Source organism: Mucilaginibacter lacusdianchii (assembly GCF_009770985.1).
Taxonomy (GTDB): Bacteria; Bacteroidota; Bacteroidia; order Sphingobacteriales; family Sphingobacteriaceae; genus Mucilaginibacter; species Mucilaginibacter lacusdianchii.
This window is the reverse complement of record NZ_WSRW01000001.1, coordinates 362,590-380,625: the sequence shown is the minus strand read 5'-3', so window position 1 is coordinate 380,625 and position 18,036 is coordinate 362,590. Positions and strand designations below refer to the sequence as shown.

Annotated in this window: 14 protein-coding genes; 8 read left to right on the top strand and 6 right to left on the bottom strand. The window is 42.2% G+C overall.

Annotation, left to right across the window (positions count from 1 at the left end):
* Positions 1-39: 39 nt before the first annotated feature.
* Entirely contained in the window at positions 40-675 is a 636-nt protein-coding gene (locus tag GPM24_RS01725) for an immunity protein Imm33 domain-containing protein (RefSeq protein ID WP_158825014.1), read from the bottom strand.
* Positions 676-852: 177 nt separating this feature from the next.
* Between GPM24_RS01725 and GPM24_RS01720 the strand changes: the two genes are divergently transcribed.
* The 5 genes from GPM24_RS01720 to GPM24_RS01700 all read left to right on the top strand — a co-directional run bounded on the left by GPM24_RS01720 (position 853) and on the right by GPM24_RS01700 (position 5,976).
* A complete protein-coding gene (locus GPM24_RS01720; RefSeq protein ID WP_158825013.1) occupies positions 853-1,413 on the top strand; it encodes a hypothetical protein in 561 nt (186 codons plus the stop codon).
* A 62-nt stretch (positions 1,414-1,475) separates the two neighbouring features.
* A complete protein-coding gene (locus GPM24_RS01715; RefSeq protein ID WP_158825012.1) occupies positions 1,476-1,730 on the top strand; it encodes a hypothetical protein in 255 nt (84 codons plus the stop codon).
* 213 nt (positions 1,731-1,943) lie between these two features.
* Positions 1,944-3,008 (top strand): tetraacyldisaccharide 4'-kinase, encoded by a 1,065-nt coding sequence (gene lpxK, locus GPM24_RS01710; RefSeq protein WP_158825011.1) that lies wholly within the window; start codon positions 1,944-1,946, stop codon positions 3,006-3,008.
* Positions 2,971-3,798, top strand: coding sequence for a purine-nucleoside phosphorylase (locus GPM24_RS01705; RefSeq protein WP_158825010.1), 828 nt, complete (start codon positions 2,971-2,973; stop codon positions 3,796-3,798). Before lpxK ends, GPM24_RS01705 begins: the two co-directional genes overlap by 38 nt.
* A 45-nt stretch (positions 3,799-3,843) precedes the next feature.
* Complete coding sequence (locus GPM24_RS01700) at positions 3,844-5,976, top strand: putative porin (RefSeq protein ID WP_233268706.1); 2,133 nt, start codon at positions 3,844-3,846, stop codon at positions 5,974-5,976.
* A gap of 89 nt (positions 5,977-6,065) precedes the next feature.
* On the opposite strand, the gene GPM24_RS01695 is transcribed toward GPM24_RS01700, so the two are convergent.
* Positions 6,066-7,325, bottom strand: coding sequence for an asparagine synthetase B (locus GPM24_RS01695; protein WP_158825009.1), 1,260 nt, complete (start codon positions 7,323-7,325; stop codon positions 6,066-6,068).
* Positions 7,326-7,471: 146 nt separating this feature from the next.
* Between GPM24_RS01695 and GPM24_RS01690 the strand changes: the two genes are divergently transcribed.
* Entirely contained in the window at positions 7,472-7,909 is a 438-nt protein-coding gene (locus tag GPM24_RS01690; RefSeq protein WP_158825008.1) for a peptidylprolyl isomerase, read from the top strand.
* A gap of 85 nt (positions 7,910-7,994) precedes the next feature.
* Positions 7,995-8,435, top strand: coding sequence for a DUF5606 family protein (locus GPM24_RS01685; protein ID WP_158825007.1), 441 nt, complete (start codon positions 7,995-7,997; stop codon positions 8,433-8,435).
* 19 nt (positions 8,436-8,454) lie between these two features.
* On the opposite strand, the gene GPM24_RS01680 is transcribed toward GPM24_RS01685, so the two are convergent.
* Together GPM24_RS01680 and rlmH are read right to left on the bottom strand one after the other, a co-directional pair.
* Positions 8,455-9,390: a cation diffusion facilitator family transporter gene (locus tag GPM24_RS01680; protein WP_158825006.1), complete on the bottom strand. Its 936-nt coding sequence runs from the start codon at positions 9,388-9,390 to the stop codon at positions 8,455-8,457.
* Positions 9,391-9,459: 69 nt separating this feature from the next.
* On the bottom strand, positions 9,460-9,933 hold the full coding sequence (gene rlmH, locus GPM24_RS01675; protein ID WP_158825005.1) for a 23S rRNA (pseudouridine(1915)-N(3))-methyltransferase RlmH: 474 nt from the start codon (positions 9,931-9,933) through the stop codon (positions 9,460-9,462).
* Between the two features lie 67 nt (positions 9,934-10,000).
* Here rlmH and GPM24_RS01670 point away from each other — a divergent pair, with 67 nt between their 5' ends.
* Complete coding sequence (locus tag GPM24_RS01670) at positions 10,001-11,914, top strand: MutS-related protein (protein WP_158825004.1); 1,914 nt, start codon at positions 10,001-10,003, stop codon at positions 11,912-11,914.
* 74 nt (positions 11,915-11,988) lie between these two features.
* Here GPM24_RS01670 and GPM24_RS01665 read toward each other — a convergent pair whose 3' ends face one another.
* On the bottom strand, positions 11,989-14,559 hold the full coding sequence (locus tag GPM24_RS01665; RefSeq protein WP_158825003.1) for a TonB-dependent receptor: 2,571 nt from the start codon (positions 14,557-14,559) through the stop codon (positions 11,989-11,991).
* 307 nt (positions 14,560-14,866) lie between these two features.
* Entirely contained in the window at positions 14,867-17,827 is a 2,961-nt protein-coding gene (locus GPM24_RS01660; protein ID WP_158825002.1) for a leucine--tRNA ligase, read from the bottom strand.
* Positions 17,828-18,036: the final 209 nt, after the last annotated feature.

Sequence of the window (18,036 nt, the reverse complement as noted above, 5' to 3'; positions counted from 1 at the left end):
AGGATGAGGTTGAAAAGGCAAGCTGTTAAGCTAAAAATCTTATTCTTCAAACAAGTAAAAAGTCCCTGTGGCTTTGTCTCTTTCAAACTCAGAACCAATAGGCGCCTCCAAAAGGTGAATAAAACTATCATCAAGATTGAGAACTGTACCTATTGCAATGTACTGAAGGTTGTTTGGGTCGTCTACATATTCTTGTGTTTCATATCCACTCATAAATATCCAGCCTGTATATTCTTTTTCGTCTAGCTCTTCTCTATATAATCTGCCAACTTTGTAACCCTCAAGCATGATGTGATTGGACACAAAACACTTTTTTAAGTATTGCTCAACTTTTTCAGCATTAATATCTTCAACGTCTAATTCATCCAGTGTGTCGTACTGAATTATATGCTCTCTTCTAAAAGTAATCTCATCACCAGCTTTAAGGTCTTTAATATAATAAGGATCGTTGTCTAAAGTGCCTTTATAAGTGCCATCTTTATTGACAGAGGTAATAATTACCCACATTCGTTCGGCAGAGGGTTGTCCTTTCTCATAAGGATCAAAACGGAATATTAACTTTACAGTAGCTGCTTCCGGTTTCAGTCTTTCTATAACAGCGTCCGACGGTCTATAAAACGTATAAGGAAATTCATTTTGCAACTCTATAGCATTATCTAATGACCAACTTGACATAATTGTAAAGGTAATTATTATCGATGCTTGAAGCAAAAATCATGGAACTAACCCGTTCTAGTAACATCATATTATCGCAATAACGTTTAGTACCGCTTGTCCTTTAAGTCCATTACATATTCCAAATCCCTTGAAAATCTGTTATTTTTGTATCTAATTAATCCGCCGCCCTAATTTATGCGCAAAGCTTTCCTCATTATTATCAGTATACTATTAACTCATTTAGCTTTTGCCCAGAACAAAGCCGAGCCGGCACTTGACGTTGATCGCCTTTGGAAATTATATAAAGACACCAGCGAGGTAATTATCCACCTCGACAATCAGGAGGTAACGGCGCATATTGTCATTTCTTACAACGCAGCTAAAAAACCATATTCTGTAATTGCCTACGGCGAAACCGATGCCGTAACCGACTTAACTCAAGCCTTAGAGAAATTGAAAAATGAACTGGGTGCCGAGAAGCTGAAAGCCGGCTACCGTCAGGCACCGGGCACCTACACGGTTAACTTTCATCCGGCAGGCAATAACGAAAATGTCGTCGATGTATCACTGTTTCAAAAGGGCACACAGTCGGCTAAATATGGTGTCAAAAAAGTAACCTATTCCGATCCGGGCACCAACGGACAAGGCGCTGTGCAGCGTTATGTTGGCAACTTCTTTTATTTTGAAGTATGTGATGAAGGACGGCGGAATGTTAGTGTTGATAAGAGTGTGAAAGAGGAACGTTTTATTTTTTAACGATTGTTTTTGATTGTACTGCTATTATTGTTGGGTTTGTGCTGTTAGTTTAACATCCTGTAGTGGTCATTTACTTACTTCGTCTGCTCATTGCCGCAGGGGCTAGATACTTTTGTCATAGCCACAAAAGTATCCAAAAAGGCCTAGCTGTTGCGATCACCTCTCCGCCCGCAAGGCCATCGCTGGCCCGGGCGCAACAGCGGGCCTTTGCGCTTCTTTTTATTTTCTTTCTCGATCCTTATTCAACAAAAGCACTGTCAGAACAAGATCTCAAAAAAGAATCGGCATTCAGCTTCTTTCGGCAGCTTCTAACTTAAGTGCAAGCACTGTCTTAAGTAGAAAGAAGGTGCAGCCGAGAGCTTTCTTTTTGGTTTCTTTTGCGGTAAAAGAAAAAGGAACATCCACAGGCTGTAATATAAGTACATCACTATCCTAACAGGGCACAGCAATAACATACAGCACCAACTTAAAATAAACTAACAAACGCATCCGTACCTAACAACTCATCATTTCGTATCTTTACAGGCTTTATGAAATACCTGCGTTGGTTATTACTGCCTTTCTCGCTCATTTACGGCTTCATCATCATTATCCGTAACTGGTGTTTTGATGCGGGTATTTTTAAAAGTAAGGAGTTTGATTTTCCCGTGATCTCGGTAGGTAATTTAAATGTAGGTGGGGCGGGCAAAAGTCCGATGACGGAATACTTGGTAAGGTTGCTCAAAAATGACTACCAACTGGCTACCTTAAGCCGGGGATATGGCCGTACAACCAAGGGGTTCGGAATAGCTAATACCGAAAGTACCGCTGCAACGGTAGGCGATGAACCTGCACAGTTCAAACAAAAGTTTCCGGAACTGACCGTAGCCGTGTGCGAAAAAAGGGTATTTGGTATCGAAAAATTAATGTCCAATCATGATGTTGTTATTTTGGATGATGCTTACCAGCACAGGGCGGTTAAGCCGGGTTTGAGTATTTTGCTGTTTGATTATAGCCAAATTAATCAACCGAACCTGATGCTACCCGCCGGTAACCTGCGCGAACCTTTGAGTGGTCGTAAACGGGCTAATGTACTAGTTGTGAGTAAATGCCCATCTAATTTACCTGAGCAACGGCAACAGGATATTGCCAATAAACTACGTCCGTTTGCATACCAGCAGGTGTATTTTACAACCATCAGTTATTTGTCTTTTCAGGATTTGAAAAGTAACCCGGTAGGGGCAACGTTGGATGCTGATACTACTGTGTTTTTGCTGACCGGCATCGCTAATACACAACCTTTAGTGCAGCATCTCCAAAAATACTCCTCGCAGCTGGTGCAGCATAAATATGCCGATCATCATCAGTTTACCTTAAAAAATATTACTAAACTTGCCAATGACTTTCGTGTTAGTAAAGCATCTAAAAAAGTAATTATTACTACCGAGAAAGATGCCCAGCGCCTGCGCGAGCCAGGTTTACTGAGCGTGGTACTGACGTTGCCAATATGGGTGCTGCCCATCGGTATACAATTTTTAAATGACGGCGAGCAGCCGTTCAATCAAACTATAAAACAATATGTTAGAAAATATACAACGCACCGCAGCGTACATTAAAAACCGCATTGGCGATTTTGAGCCCGAAGTAGGCATTATATTAGGTACGGGCTTAGGCGGATTGGTTACCGAAATTGAAGTAGTAAAGCAAATGCTGTACGCTAACATTCCTGATTTTCCGGTGGCTACGCTCGAGTTCCATTCCGGTAAGCTGATTTTTGGTTACCTAGCCGGAAAAAAAGTAGTGGCTATGCAAGGGCGCTTGCATTACTATGAAGGTTACAGCATGCAGCAAATTACCTTTCCGGTAAGGGTAATGAAAATGCTGGGCATTAAAACCCTGTTTGTATCTAACGCCAGTGGCGCTTTAAACCCGGCTTTTCAAAAAGGCGACCTGATGGTGATTGAAGACCACATCAATATGCAGCCCGATAACCCCTTGATTGGCGGTAATGAAGATGAACTTGGCCCACGCTTTCCAGACATGAGCGAACCCTACAAATTGGACTTGATTCAAAAAGCGCTGGATATTGCGTCGGCAAACAATATTACCTGCCATAAAGGAGTTTATGTAGCAGTAACCGGACCTAATCTGGAAACCCGGGCCGAGTATCGTTACTTGCGCATTATTGGCGGTGATGCAGTGGGCATGAGTACAGCGCCCGAAGTAATTGTAGCCAACCATATGGGTTTACCGGTTTTTGCTATTTCGGTGCTCACAGATGAAGGTTTTCCGGAAACGTTGAAACCGGTATCTGTAGAAGAAATTATTGAAGTGGCACAAAAAGCTGAGCCGAAGTTAACCCTGATACTTAAAGAACTGATTGCACAATTGGCCCCGGCCCAATAAACCCAGGTACTGAACTGTTGAATGCCTAATACGCTAAATTATATAATGAAAAATACTCCCGAGTGGAGACCAAATGGTTTATGGCTACAAAGGTTTGGCTGTATACTAATTGCGTTACTTAGCTTTGCATGGCAAAACACGCATGCTCAAATGCGGCCTATGCCCATGAATCCTGGCCAAACTGTGCCTATCAATGATACAGCCAGCAGGCGGGGCCGCCAACTAAGCGGCGACGAATTGCTGGATACCCTGCGAAAACGCGAAGAAAATAGAGGAGACTCTGTAGTTTATACATCCAAATTTGTAAAAGTTACCAACGAGCGGTTGCTGAACGATAGCACGCAGGTGTTTCCGCTGGATACAGGTATAGTAGGGTTTGAAAATTACAGCCCGCTATTACAACCCCGCAGTCCGCGCATTTATTTGGGTAGCTTAGGCTTGCCGCAGCGTCCTTTGTTGTTTGAACCTGCCAAAAGCATCGGCTTTGATGTAGGTATACATTCGCTGGATGCCTATATGCTTACCCCGCAGGATATCAATTACTACCGGTCACGTGTTGCATATACCAACTTAACCTATATAGGCGGTATTGTTAATAACCCTACTGCCGAGCAGGTATTCAGGCTGGTGCATACGCAAAACTTAAAACCCAATTGGAACGTCGGTGCTAATTTTAACACCATCGGTTCGCGCGGGTTTCACCGGCGGCAAAATGTGGGTGATATGAACGCAGCGGTGTTTACCTGGTACGAGTCGCGCAGCAAGCGGTATAACCTGTTGGCCAATGCCTTTTTTAATAACCTGAAAGTGCCCGAAAGCGGTTCCTATACTGATGATTTATTCAGTTCAACCACTACGGCAAGTTTTAACCGGTATTATGAAAACGTAAGGCTTGCCAGTTCTAACATCAACCAGCGTAATAATGGCCTTTACATTAAACAGTTTTATTATTTAGGGCGTATTGATACCATACAGGGCACTGGTAAAGAAGCTGCTAAAATATTGCCTACACAGCGTATTGCCCATACGTTGTTTTACAATGTACGTAAATACAAATTTACTCAAAACGAGGCCGACACCTACAAGGTGTTTCCCGACGCGTATTACAGCAACAATCTTTCTACAGACTCGCTGGCATTAACCGACATCCGTAACGATTTTTCATACAGCTTCTACCTGCGGGGTAAATCGGTAAGCTTTGTAAAAAACGAGGTGAAACTGGATGTGGGTTTAACGCACGATTTATACCATTACAAACAGCATGTGCTCGATTCAGTATTGGTTAACTCGGTATACACTACACAAAAGGTTAAGCTTAAAGATGAAACCTTTCAGAACGTAAAACTGAATGCTCGTTTCAGTTACCGCTTTAGCGACCGCGTGGGTTTGGAGGGCGATTTTCAGCAGGTGGCACAAGGCTACAATTTTGGCGATTACTTGTACGATGCCCGCTTAACCGTATCTGGCGGTGAGCGTGCCGGTCGTATTATACTGGGTGCTTACGCTCAAAATAATAAAGCACCGCTTATTTTTACCGACTGGATATCCAACCACTATATTTACCAGAACACAGATATCGGTAAACAAAAAACCAACAACGTATCATTCAATTATATAAATGATAAGCTGCAATTGGATTTAAAAGCCGAATACTTTTTAATTACCGGTTACCAATACTTTAGATCATTAACGCCCGGTGGTATAGACGCAGTGCCTGCACAACTGAGCTCGGCAATTAACCTGCTCAAAATAAGTGTGGGCAAAACTATCAATTGGGGCCGCTGGCATTTCGAAGACTTTTTCGTGTACCAGAAATCTGACTATCAAACTACGTTGCGCACGCCCGAGATATATAACTTTGCTAATTTGTCGTACACTAAAAAGTTTTTTAACGTACTTAATACCACGTTGGGGGTTAATGTGCGCTATAATACTACTTATGTGGCGCCTTCATATGCCGTAGGTATCAGCCAGTTTTATAATGGTGCCGACGTTACCTTTAACTCTTACCCCATTATTACACCGTATATTAAAGCTACGCTGTACCGTACCAACCTATTTGTGCAGTATGATTATGCCAACCAAGGCTTGCAGAGTAATGGCTACTATACCGTTAACCGGTATCCCATGCCCGATAAGCTGATTAAGTTTGGCGTGTCATGGACTTTCTATAATTAAAGTTCTAATGATTTTATAAACGTAAAAAGCCGGTTGCTAGCAACCGGCTTTTTACGTTTATATGCAAGGTGCAATATTATGAGGTAACATCAGGTTTTCTGTTTTTTCTTCTTTGCCGCTGGAAATAGTACATTATTCAAAATTAGCCGGTATCCCGGCGAATTAGGGTGCAGTTTCAAATCGGTAGGTGGGTCGCCAACGGCGTGCTGATAATCTTCCGGATCGTGGCCGCCGTAAAAAGTCCATTGGCCTTTGCCGTATTCGCCGTGTATGTAGCGGGCTTCGTTTTGTGTTTTCATTTCGCCCATTACGGTTACGCTGGGTTTAAGCAGGCTTTTGTTAAAAGCGGTAGTCAATCCCATAAAACCTTTAATAACCTTATCGTGGTTTTGGGTAAGCATACTGGGCACTACATCCCACTTAGCCGAAAAATCAAACAGTGTAAAAAAATCGCGCGAACGCTCTACCTGTCGTCCGGGTGTTACGTCGATATTGCTGAACGAGTGCGACATGGGGTTCATATCCAATGTGAAATTTTGAAAGGCAAACGTTTGGCTGAAATCCAACTTAGATTGGGCTTGATAATCGGCGGCATCACCATCAAACATGTTTTCACAAATGTCGGTACCTGCTGCCGATAGGGCAATGTCAAACGTGTCGGTACCCGAGCACATGGCAAATAAAAAGCCGCCACCTTCACAAAAATCATGAATGTGCTGCGCTACGGCCAGCTTCATTTGTGATACTTTTTTAAAGCCCAACTTACGGGCCGTCGCCTCCTGGCTTTTTACATCTTCTACGTACCAGGGCATCATGCGATAAGCACCGTAAAATTTGCTGTACTGACCGGTAAAATCTTCATGATGCAGGTGCAGCCAGTCGTATTTAAGCAAATCGCCGTGTATGACCTCTTCATCATACACCACATCATAAGGTATTTCTGCATATTTTAAAACCAGCGTTACGGCATCATCCCATGGTAACTTACTTTTTGGGGAGTACACTGCCATCTTAGGTGCTTTTTCCAACTTTACCATGTCCATATTTGCAGACGGGTCCGTTACTTCTGATAGGATAGCGGTAACCTTGGCATCGGCAATTACTTCATAGCTGATGCCACGAATTTTGCATTCGTCTTCGGTAGCTTTGTTGTATCTAGTCATAAAACTACCGCCACGGTAATTGAGCAACCAGTCAACCTCTTCGCTATGACTTAATACCCAATAAGCAATACCGTAAGATTTTAAGTGGTCTTTTTGCGTTTCATCCATCGGTATTAAAATAGAAGCTGCCCGGAGGAAGAAAGGAGAAAAGATAAAGGCGAAGGCTAAAAAGTATTTGAATTTCATTTAAGATGTTGAATGGTCAACTTATAACCGTTGTTGCGTAAATACGTTATTACCAAATATAACGATTAATAGCATAAGCTATTATAAGTTTACGGGAATGGCAGAAATGATTAACTTTGCGCCTCAGTTTTTAAACTTAGAAAGAAATGAGCAAAGCAATAATGAAAACCGAAAAAGGTGACATGACTATCGAATTTTACGATAAAGATGCGCCTAATACCGTAGCTAACTTCCTTGAACTAGCTAAATCGGGCTTTTACAATGGTGTAACTTTTCACCGTGTTATTCCTAACTTTGTTGTTCAGGGTGGCGATCCAACCGGTACCGGTGCAGGTGGCTCAGGTAAACGCATTGATTGCGAATTAACCGGCGATAACCAGTATCATGATCGTGGTGTACTTTCAATGGCTCATGCTGGCCGTAACACCGGTAGCTCACAATTTTTTATCTGCCACAGCCGTACCAACACTGCTCACTTAGATCGCAACCACACTTGCTTTGGTAAAGTAATTGAGAACGTAGATGTAGTTGACGCTATCCGCCAAGGCGATAAGATTTTGAGCGTAGATGTAATTGAAGAATAAATAACGTTGTGAGTTGTCAGTTGTGAGTTGTCTGAATTAAAGTTGCACTCACAACTGACAACCCACAACTGACAACTCAAAGAATATGAATTTACAAGGAATAGTATCCGTAGCCGGTAAGCCGGGATTATGGAGAGCACTGGCCCAAAACAAAACCGGGTTTGTGCTGGAGAGTTTGGACGAGAAAAGAACCAAGCTGGTGGTAAACCTGTCTACTGCTAAGCTGGCAGCCCTGGATGAAATCACCATCTTTGGCGAAGATGACGATATTAAGCTAACAGACGTTTTTGAACGTATCAAAACTGCTTCATCAGTACCCGACGCTAAAGCTGATGGTAAGGCACTGCGCGAGTTTTTTAGAGAGGTAGCGCCCGATCATGACGAGGAGAAAGTATACTCATCAGATATTAAAAAGGTTTTATCCTGGTATCAGATTTTGAAGGATATGCCTATCTTCAACAACGAGCCGCAAGCCGTCGAGCCGGTAGTCGAAACCCAAGAAGAAGAAACAAAAGAAGCTGAATAATATTCAGCTTCTTTTGTTTTCACGACTCGGCAATCAAACAATCGTGCTGGGTACACTGCTCGGTTACCAGTTCGGGTTCAAACGTGCAGTGGCTGATGTTCAAATGTTCCAGCCGGTGCCTTAAATCAGCTTTAATTTTGTCAAACGTTAGTAACGTATCTTGTGCTATTACAATGTGGGCGGTAAGTGCGTTATCGGTAGTGCTTAAAGCCCAGATATGCAAGTGATGTATATCCTTTACGCCAGGCGCTTTCAACAACTCCTGATGTACTTTTTCAACATCCATTTCTTTAGGCACACCATCAATCTCCAATCGTAGGCTATCCATCAACAAGCTCCAGGTGCCGGTAATGATTACCAGTACAATGATTAAACTAACCACACTATCCAGCCAAAACCAGTGCGTAAAGTAAATGATTACACCTGATATCACCACACCTAATGATACCAGTGCATCAACAGCCATATGCATATAGGCACCTTTTATGTTCAGGTCTTTTTCTTTATCTTTCATAAAAAGCCAGGCAGTAAAGGCATTAATGCCAATGCCCACAAAAGCTACCCAGGCAATGGTTGTGCCCTGCAACGGGTGCGGGTGATTGAAGCGCATAACAGCCTCATAAGCGATGATACCAATGGCGGCCAGTAATATAGCTGCATTTACCAACGATACCAAAATGGTAGAGCGTTTATACCCGTATGTATATTTACGGTTGGCCCTTACTTTTGATAGCTTAAATGCCAGCAAAGCCAGCGCCAAGCTGGCCACATCGCTCAGGTTGTGACCGGCATCTGTTAATAGCGATAATGAACCTTGGGCAAAGCCTACTACTGCTTCTATAACCACAAAAGCGGAGTTAAGGATAATGCCGATGATAAAGGCTTTATTTAAATGATCCAGCTTTGGGGCATGGTCATGATGATGGTGATGTGAGTGCGAATGATCGTGGCCCATATACAAAATTACGGTTTTACGTACTTAATATTATTTAATGGACAACGAAAGTGCACTTGGGGTTTTATTTTATTGGTGATGATAAGGTTCGCCTTTAATGATAGTAAACGCCCGGTATAACTGCTCTACAAAAAACAGGCGTACCATCTGGTGCGAAAACGTCATGCGTGATAAGGCCAGCTTATCGTTGGCCCGCTGGTAAACCGTGGCATCAAAGCCGTAAGGGCCACCAATTATAAATACTAGATTTTGAACAGAGCTGATGGCCTTTTTATCAATATAATCAGCAAACTGAACAGACGAAAATTCTAGCCCTTTTTCATCCAGCAGTACCACATGGTCGGTGTTGGTTAGCTTTTTTAGTATCAGCTCTGCTTCTTTATTTTTTTGTTGGTCTTGTGTAAGGGCCTTGGTGTTCTTTAATTCGGGCAGGTCTATGATATCCAGCTTAATATAATGTTTAAGCCGTTTTACAAACTTGTCTATTCCATCGCGTATGTAGGCGTCTTCGGTTTTGCCCACTGTCAGCAGCGTAATTTTCATGCTGCAAAGAAAAGCGAAAATCAGGCGGATGCCGATAATTTGATTTAATTTGTTGAAAAATGTAATCATGCCTTCACCTGTAATACCTCAATACCAAAACCATATCACCCATGCCGAGCAGCAAATTGGTTATTATCAAAAAAAGATAAACACCTATTCGGTATTACGGCTTGTTGTATTTGGTGGCTTCTTGGCTCTTATATATTGGTCTATAAAGTGGGATAGCTTGGCGTTGTTTGCCGTAGCTACACTTGTTTTAGGTGTTCTGTTTAGATGGCTGGTGGGTAGGCAAAACTGGTTCGAAAAGCAAAAAAGCTATTTTCAGAATTTTCAAATTGTAAACCAGAACGAGATAGACAGTATTACCGAGCACGTTAATATTTACGACGATGGCTTGGCTTTCAATAACGACAAACATTATTACACCTCCGATTTGGATGTATTTGGTGCCGGTTCCTTATTTCAACTCATTAACCGGGCAGCAACTAATGCAGGGCGTAATATTTTGGCTGGCTGGTTACAAAAGCCTGCCGGCAAGGCTGTGGTTTTGAGTAGGCAGGAAGCCATTAAAGAACTGGGTAATAAAACTGATTGGAAGCTGAATATGCAATCGCTTCTTCTGTTTGCTAATAGTGATGACGACAAACCATCACAAAAAAAGTTTTTTGCGCCCGGGCACCCTATGAATACGCTGGTTAATAGAAAGCTACACAAGGAGAAAAGTAAAGCAACTGATGTCAGCGATGAATTGTCGCGCCTGTTCAATTACCTGCATACCCCATTAAATATAAAAGGCGAAGCATGGCTAAGCAAGTATATCATTATTGAACCTATTGTAATGGTTTTGGCTATTGTAATAGCTATTTATATACCGCCGGTTAAATATGTAGCCATTGGTATTGCTGTGCTCAATTATATAATTAACAGCGCCAATGCTAAATATACGCAGCAAACAGATGTAGTAGCCGGGCATATAGGCACTACGCTTAAAAATTATGCTGATGTATTTGGTAGCATTGAACAAGAAACATGGTCATCTGCCTATTGTATCTCTTTGGCGGCTAGGGTTAAGCCTCAGGATGGCAAAAGTATGTCAGCTACAATCAGGCAGCTGTCTAGCCATATCACTAACCTAAATGCACGGTTGGTGATGTTTTTGGGCGCTATCTTAAACGGCTTGCTGCTCTGGAATGTACGATATGTGCTGGCCATCGAAAAATGGAAACGCGATAATCACCACAATATAGAGGCTGCATTCGGCAGCATAGCCGAGTTTGAAGCATTATTGAGCTTAACCAGCTTACATGTCAATAATCCCGAATGGTGCTTTCCCGAAATTGCAGAAGGCGACACGTATACTTTAACAGCCCAATCTATTGCTCACCCGCTTATTAAAGCTACTATTCGGGTAGCCAACGATTACGAGCTGAAAGACACTTTCAAGATAGACCTGATTACCGGATCTAACATGGCCGGTAAAAGTACTTTTTTGCGTACGCTGGGCATTAATACCGTATTGGCTTTAGCCGGTGCGCCGGTATGTGCAACGGCTATGCAGGTGTCGGTTGTGCAGCTATTTAGTTATATGCGTATTAAAGATTCATTGAACGAAAGTACATCTACCTTTAAAGCCGAGCTGGACAGGTTGCAGATGCTGCTCGCTGCAGTGAACGGGCAAAACAAGATATTCTTTCTGATTGATGAAATGTTACGGGGTACCAATTCTGTTGACAAATACCGTGGTTCTAAAGCCGTAATAGAGCAGCTGATTGCCCGGCAGGGGGTGGGCTTGGTAGCTACACATGATTTGCAACTGGCCGAACTGGAAACAAAGTACCCTAACTATGTACGGAATTTTTATTTCGATATACAAGTGCAAAACGGCGAAATGCTGTTTGATTATAAATTGAAACTTGGTGAATGTAAAACGTTTAATGCCTCGCTGTTATTAAAGCAAATAGGGATACCACTAAATGATTAAAAAATTGAGGTATAAAAAAAGCCGGAGATAACTAATCTCCGGCTTTTTTGTGTAAGGTTTAGGTTGTTGAATTCTTATTGTCTTGGACTGCCGCCACCGCCTTGAGGGCTGCCACCCATACCGCTTTGGTCGCCACCTTGCAGTAAGTCGTCGTTGTTAACGCCTTTCTTTTTAGTTTGCTGACCGTATGTGATTTTACCAAAGTTGTAGCTAAAGGTAAGACCAAATGAACGGATTGGGTAAGAAATCTTCTGTGTTTGTTTGAAACTTGGTCCGTTAATATCTGAGTTCAGTCTTAAGTATTTTGAGCTAGGTTGCAACACATTCAAGCCCAAAGTGAATTTCTTGGCTATGATATCTTTTTTCACACCAAAGCCATAAATGTTAAAGGCCGGGTTAGTACCTTGTATGCTGCGGCGTGGTGAATTGAACACACCAAATGCTTCCGCCGAAAAACCTTTAGGTAAGGTTAATGACGCACCTGAAAAAATGTTGTATTGGATGTAGGTATCGTTGCTGGTTTGTTGTTGAGATAACGAGCCAAAAGATGTTGGGCTGTACGTATAAACGTTGGCACTTCCTCTAATGGTCAGCGCTTTAAACGGACTGAATGATCCAAAAGTACTAGCGCCAAATGATTTATTGTTGCCAATATTTAAGTAATTGGTACGGGTAACCGATCTGTCTTGTAAATCCGGATCGTTGATATAGGTTAGAATACCCTCAATTAGATTGCTGGTGCGCTTGTAATAAGTTGAAAAGCTTATTACCGAACTTTTGATGAAAGCAGTATACCCTAACTCAACAGTCTGCGTAATTTCCGGTGACAAACTAGGATTACCTTGCGTTTGATTATCAGGATTGCCTTTGTTTATGAAAGGATTTAAATACTGCAAGCTTGGTCGCTGAATACGTTTACTATAAGTAAGTTTTAATGTGTTGCCACCTTTTAAGCTTTTTGACAGTATAAAGCTTGGTATAAATGTAGTATACGAATTTGAAAACGGTTCCAGGCTTTGTTGTGTATTGTTACGGGGGTCACCTTTAATTTGGGTGTTTTCAACCCGGGCACCTACTTGTAATGAATAGCTTTTAGGTAAAGTAAAAGTCCATACAGTGTAACCGGCATATACATCCTGGTTATAGTTATATTTATTTGAAGCAGTGTCATTCAAAAAATAGTTCTCATCACCACCCATGTTGTTTGGTTGACGGAAAACATCATACACACTGTTTAATCTGCGGAAAATAGACTTACCACCTGCTTCAAACTTTATTTTTTCGCCAATAGGTAATGCATAGTCAACCTGTAATGTGTATTCATCGTTTTTGCCATCGTTATTACCTTTTTGGTTTGGCGACGCTTTAATATCATCAAGAGTTGTAAGGGCAAAGTAAGTGCTATAATAATCGCTTGTAACAGTGCTATGGCTCCACTGACCTGCAAAGGTTAGCTCTTCACCTTTCTTTTTGAATTTCCGTGTATAATCGGCATTCCAGTCAAAGCCGCCGAAAGAAGCTTTACTGCCATTACCACTGATGAAATTTTGCAAGTCATAATTGCTGTTGTAATTATTGGTAGTACCATTGGTTTTGAAACCGCCGCCGTTAACACGAATGGTAGACGTGATAGAATTATACTCATTAAAATCATAACTACCGTTAACTGAGCCAATGGTGCCAAAACGTTTAGTTTCAGACTCAGTATGTTGTGTACGGGTAAGGTTGCCAACAGATTTGTCGCGTAGAACAGCTCGGGAATTGAAACTGTTGAAATCAACCAGTGACGTTTGCGGCCATGCAAAGTTAGTACCTACGTTGGCCGTTAAGCTTAAGCGATTTTTACGATAGTTGAGGTTGGCATTACCATTGTTTTGACGGGTGCCGATACCACCGCTTACCGAGCCGCTAACACCTGATGCACTGCTGCTTTTAGTGATAATATTGATGATACCGCCTGAACCTTCTGCATCATATTTAGCAGATGGTGAAGTAATTACTTCAATGCTTTTAATCTGGTCGGCAGGAATGGTGCGCAGTACATCAGCCAAGCTGGTAGATAATGCACCTGATGGCTTACCGTTAATCAGTACGCGCACGTTTTGGTCGCCACGTAATGATACATTACCATCCATGTCTACAGATAATAGAGGTACTTTGCGTAATACGTCGGTAGCATTACCACCTGCCGAGGTTAAGTCCTTTTCAGCGTTGTATACAATTTTGTCAATACGGTTTTCCACCAGCGATGCTTGTCCGGCAACCACTACTTCTTTTAAAGCACGGCTGCTTGGGGCTATCACCACAGTTCCCATATTATTATCAGGCTTGCCTGGGGTGGTTTCTACCGGATCAATCACTTTGGTAGGATAACCAATAAAGGACACCGCAATTTTGTATTTACCGGGTGCAATGTTATTTAAGCTAAACTTTCCTTTTTCGTCGGTTAACACACCATTCAATGGTGCTTTACCGCCGCTTCTAAAAATACTGATGGTAGCATAGTCTAACGGTTTTTTAGTTACCGAATCAACCACGGTACCTGATATTTTGCCCGTTATGGATGAGCCGCCACCGCCAGGGATTTGTGCGTGGGCAGCCATAAAGGCGCAAAGTAGTGCAAGAAGTGTAAAAATACGTTTCATTAATAATGATTTTGGTAATAAGATTTAAATGTTGTTCAAATGTTACAGCGAAAAATTGAATTCTTTTTGCATTTGCTGTAAAGTGCGGGTTTGTAACCAGGTTGTTGCAAAGCAACGTGTTCGTTCCCTTATTCAGGCGGACGGATAATTGTGTATTGCAGTACTCTGTTTAGCGGATGCGTTCAACTTGACGATGTGTTTGATAATGCACTTGTAAAGTTTAATGCCGGATAAAAATACCCGGTACAACCAGTGCTGTTTACGTCTGGTTATACCGGGTATGGTAATTAGCAAAACGTTATAAACGTTATACTACAATATTTACAATACGGCCTTTTACCACGATTACCTTTTTAGGAGTTTTGCCATCCAGGTACTTTTGTACATCGGCACTGGCCAGTACAAAAGCTTCTACTTCTTTAGGCTCCATGGTTAAAGCCATGTTTAAGTTTAGTTTGGTTTTACCATTGATGGAAATAGGATAGGCAAACTCATCCTCTACCAAATATTCCGGGTTGAATTTCGGATAAGCGGCGTATGATAGGGTGCCTGCTTCATTGCCTAACAGTGCCCAAAGTTCTTCGCAAATGTGCGGCGCATAAGATGATAAGATAATTACCATATCCTGCAAAATAGAACGCTTGTTACATTTTAAATCGGTAAGCTCGTTCACGGCAATCATAAAGCTGGAAACCGACGTGTTGAACGAAAAACGTTCAATGTCTTCTTCAACCTTGCGGATGATTTTGTGCAATGATTTAAGTTCGGCTTTGGTAGGGGCTTCGTTAGATACTGTAAACTCCCATTGATCGTTATGGAACAAACGCCAGAATTTGCGCAGGAATTTGAATACGCCTTCAATACCGTTAGTATTCCAAGGCTTGCTTTGCTCCAGCGGACCTAAGAACATCTCGTACATGCGCAGCGTATCAGCACCATAACGTTCAACGATATTATCAGGATTAACCACATTGAATTTAGATTTTGACATTTTTTCAACCTCAAAATCACAGATGTATTTGCTTTCCTGCTCGGTACTATCGTTAGGATAAATTACGGTACCATCTTCTAGGATGATAATGGCATCCTTGTTTTCTGATCGCCAGTTGCGGAATGCTGCTAAATCAAGTGCATCGTTGTTAACAATGTTTACATCCACATGCAGTTTACTAAATTCCATTTCGCCCAGTTCGGCACCTTCCGGTAACAAGTCTTTATAAAATAGCGCAATTTGCTCGATAGTGTCAAAATCCCCCTCTTTATAAAGTTCATAAATGCCTTTAGAAACATAGACCTCCGGTTTAACAAAGTTCTCATCTACATTGAGCAGAAGCGGTGCTAAACGATAGGTAAAGTTAGACCGCCCCTGGATCATGCCTTGGTTGATAAGCTTTTTGAAAGGTTCTTCTTCAACCACCAAGCCCATATCTTTCATAAACTTGTTCCAGAAACGGCTGTACAGCAGGTGACCGGTAGCATGTTCAGATCCGCCAATGTACAGGTCAACATCTTTCCAATATTCAACTGCTTGTTTATCGGCAAAGGCATTACTGTTTTGCGCATCCATATAGCGGTACCAGTACCAACTGCTGCCGGCCCAACCCGGCATAGTGCTCAGTTCATACTCATATTCGTCTTGATATTTCCAGCCTTCGGCACGGCCTAGTGGTGGTTCGCCGCTTTCAGTTGGTAAATACTTATCAATTTCTGGCAATACCAATGGCAGTTCGCTCTCATCTATCAGGTAAGGTAACCCGTTTTTAAAGTAAACCGGAACCGGCTCGCCCCAGTAACGCTGACGGCCAAAAATGGCATCGCGCATACGGAAGTTTACTTTGGCCTTGCCGGCGCCAATGCTTTCCAGTTTGGCAACCACGGCTGCCACAGCTTCTTTATAAGTTAAGCCGTTAATAAAGTCGGAATTTATGTATTTGCCTTCCTTAGTTGGGTCGGCTTCTTTCTCGATATTTTGAATGTCGATGATGGGAACAATCGGCAAATTGAAGTGCTTGGCAAACAGGTAATCACGCTGATCACCCGATGGTACCGCCATTACCGCACCTGTTCCGTAACCAGCCAGTACATAATCAGCAATCCATAACTGTATTTTTTCGCCGTTTAATGGGTTTAGCACATAGCTACCTGTAAACGCACCTGATACCGTTTTGGTATCGGCCATACGGTCAAGCTCCGATTTCTTTTTGGTTTGCGCAATGTAAGCTTCTACTTCGGCTTTTTGCTCCGGCGTAGTTAGTTGTGCTACCAATTCATGTTCTGGTGCCAACACCACAAACGTTACACCAAAAATAGTGTCTACACGGGTAGTGAAAACCTCTATATAGTTGTCGGTTGTGAGTTGTGAGTTATCTGATAACTGATCACTGACAACAGATAACGGAAACCGTACACTCGCACCAACGCTTTTGCCAATCCAATTGCGTTGCATCTCTTTTAGCGGTTCGGGCCAGTCAATGGTATCTAAACCTTGCAGCAGGCGCTCGGCGTAGGCCGTAATACGCATGCTCCACTGCATCATTTTCTTTTGCTCAACTGGATAGCCACCACGCTCAGAAAAGCCGTCTTTTACTTCGTCATTAGCCAAAACGGTACCCAAGGCAGGGCACCAGTTTACGGTGCTTTCGCGCAGGTAAGTAAGGCGATATTTTAACAGTTCGGTTTGCTGTGCTTCTTCGCTCATGGCATTCCACTCATGGGCAGTAAAGCTTAGTATATCTTCGTCGCAAACGGCATTGATACCATTTGAACCGTTAGCTGCAAAATGAGCTTTCAGCTTTTCAATAGATTCAGCTTTCTCGTCGGCTTTATTATACCAGGAATTGAACAGCTGCATAAAAATCCACTGCGTCCATTTATAATAATCGGGCGAACTGGTGCGCACCTCGCGGCTCCAGTCGAACGAGAAACCCAACTGATCCAGCTGACGACGATAGGTATCTACATTATCCTCGGTTGTAATAGCGGGATGCTGACCAGTTTGAATAGCATACTGTTCGGCCGGTAAGCCAAATGAATCATAACCCATAGGGTGCAGCACGTTGAAACCTTTTAGGCGTTTGTAACGCGAAAAAATATCAGAAGCAATATAACCCAGCGGGTGACCTACGTGTAATCCGGCGCCTGATGGATACGGAAACATATCCAGCACATAATATTTAGGCTTGGATGACTGATTGTCGGCTTTATAGGTCTGATGGTCAGCCCAAAACTGCTGCCACTTGTTCTCGATGTCTTTAAACTGATAATCCATTGCGCAGGTGCTAAAAAATAGTTCGCGAAAGTACGAAAAAGAATAAAAGCATGCTATTTTTTAGCGGATTGAGCATTAATGGAAATAAATGGCTACATTGTAACTGGTTTGTTACAATGTAGCCATTTTGTATATAAACCTAAAGATTGTAACATTCTTATTTATGCCTGCGTTTTTGAATTCGCTTTTGCAAGAAGGATATTTTTATT

Bases quoted from the DNA above. Each gene is read 5' to 3' on its own strand.
- GPM24_RS01725 (WP_158825014.1), bottom strand. From the start codon at position 675: ATGTCAAGTTGGTCATTAGATAATGCTATAGAGTTGCAAAATGAATTT.
- GPM24_RS01720 (WP_158825013.1), top strand. From the start codon at position 853: ATGCGCAAAGCTTTCCTCATTATTATCAGTATACTATTAACTCATTTA.
- lpxK (WP_158825011.1), top strand. From the start codon at position 1,944: ATGAAATACCTGCGTTGGTTATTACTGCCTTTCTCGCTCATTTACGGC.
- GPM24_RS01705 (WP_158825010.1), top strand. From the start codon at position 2,971: ATGTTAGAAAATATACAACGCACCGCAGCGTACATTAAAAACCGCATT.
- GPM24_RS01700 (WP_233268706.1), top strand. From the start codon at position 3,844: ATGAAAAATACTCCCGAGTGGAGACCAAATGGTTTATGGCTACAAAGG.
- GPM24_RS01695 (WP_158825009.1), bottom strand. From the start codon at position 7,325: ATGAAATTCAAATACTTTTTAGCCTTCGCCTTTATCTTTTCTCCTTTC.
- GPM24_RS01690 (WP_158825008.1), top strand. From the start codon at position 7,472: ATGAGCAAAGCAATAATGAAAACCGAAAAAGGTGACATGACTATCGAA.
- GPM24_RS01685 (WP_158825007.1), top strand. From the start codon at position 7,995: ATGAATTTACAAGGAATAGTATCCGTAGCCGGTAAGCCGGGATTATGG.
- GPM24_RS01680 (WP_158825006.1), bottom strand. From the start codon at position 9,390: ATGGGCCACGATCATTCGCACTCACATCACCATCATCATGACCATGCC.
- rlmH (WP_158825005.1), bottom strand. From the start codon at position 9,933: ATGAAAATTACGCTGCTGACAGTGGGCAAAACCGAAGACGCCTACATA.
- GPM24_RS01670 (WP_158825004.1), top strand. From the start codon at position 10,001: ATGCCTTCACCTGTAATACCTCAATACCAAAACCATATCACCCATGCC.
- GPM24_RS01665 (WP_158825003.1), bottom strand. From the start codon at position 14,559: ATGAAACGTATTTTTACACTTCTTGCACTACTTTGCGCCTTTATGGCT.
- GPM24_RS01660 (WP_158825002.1), bottom strand. From the start codon at position 17,827: ATGGATTATCAGTTTAAAGACATCGAGAACAAGTGGCAGCAGTTTTGG.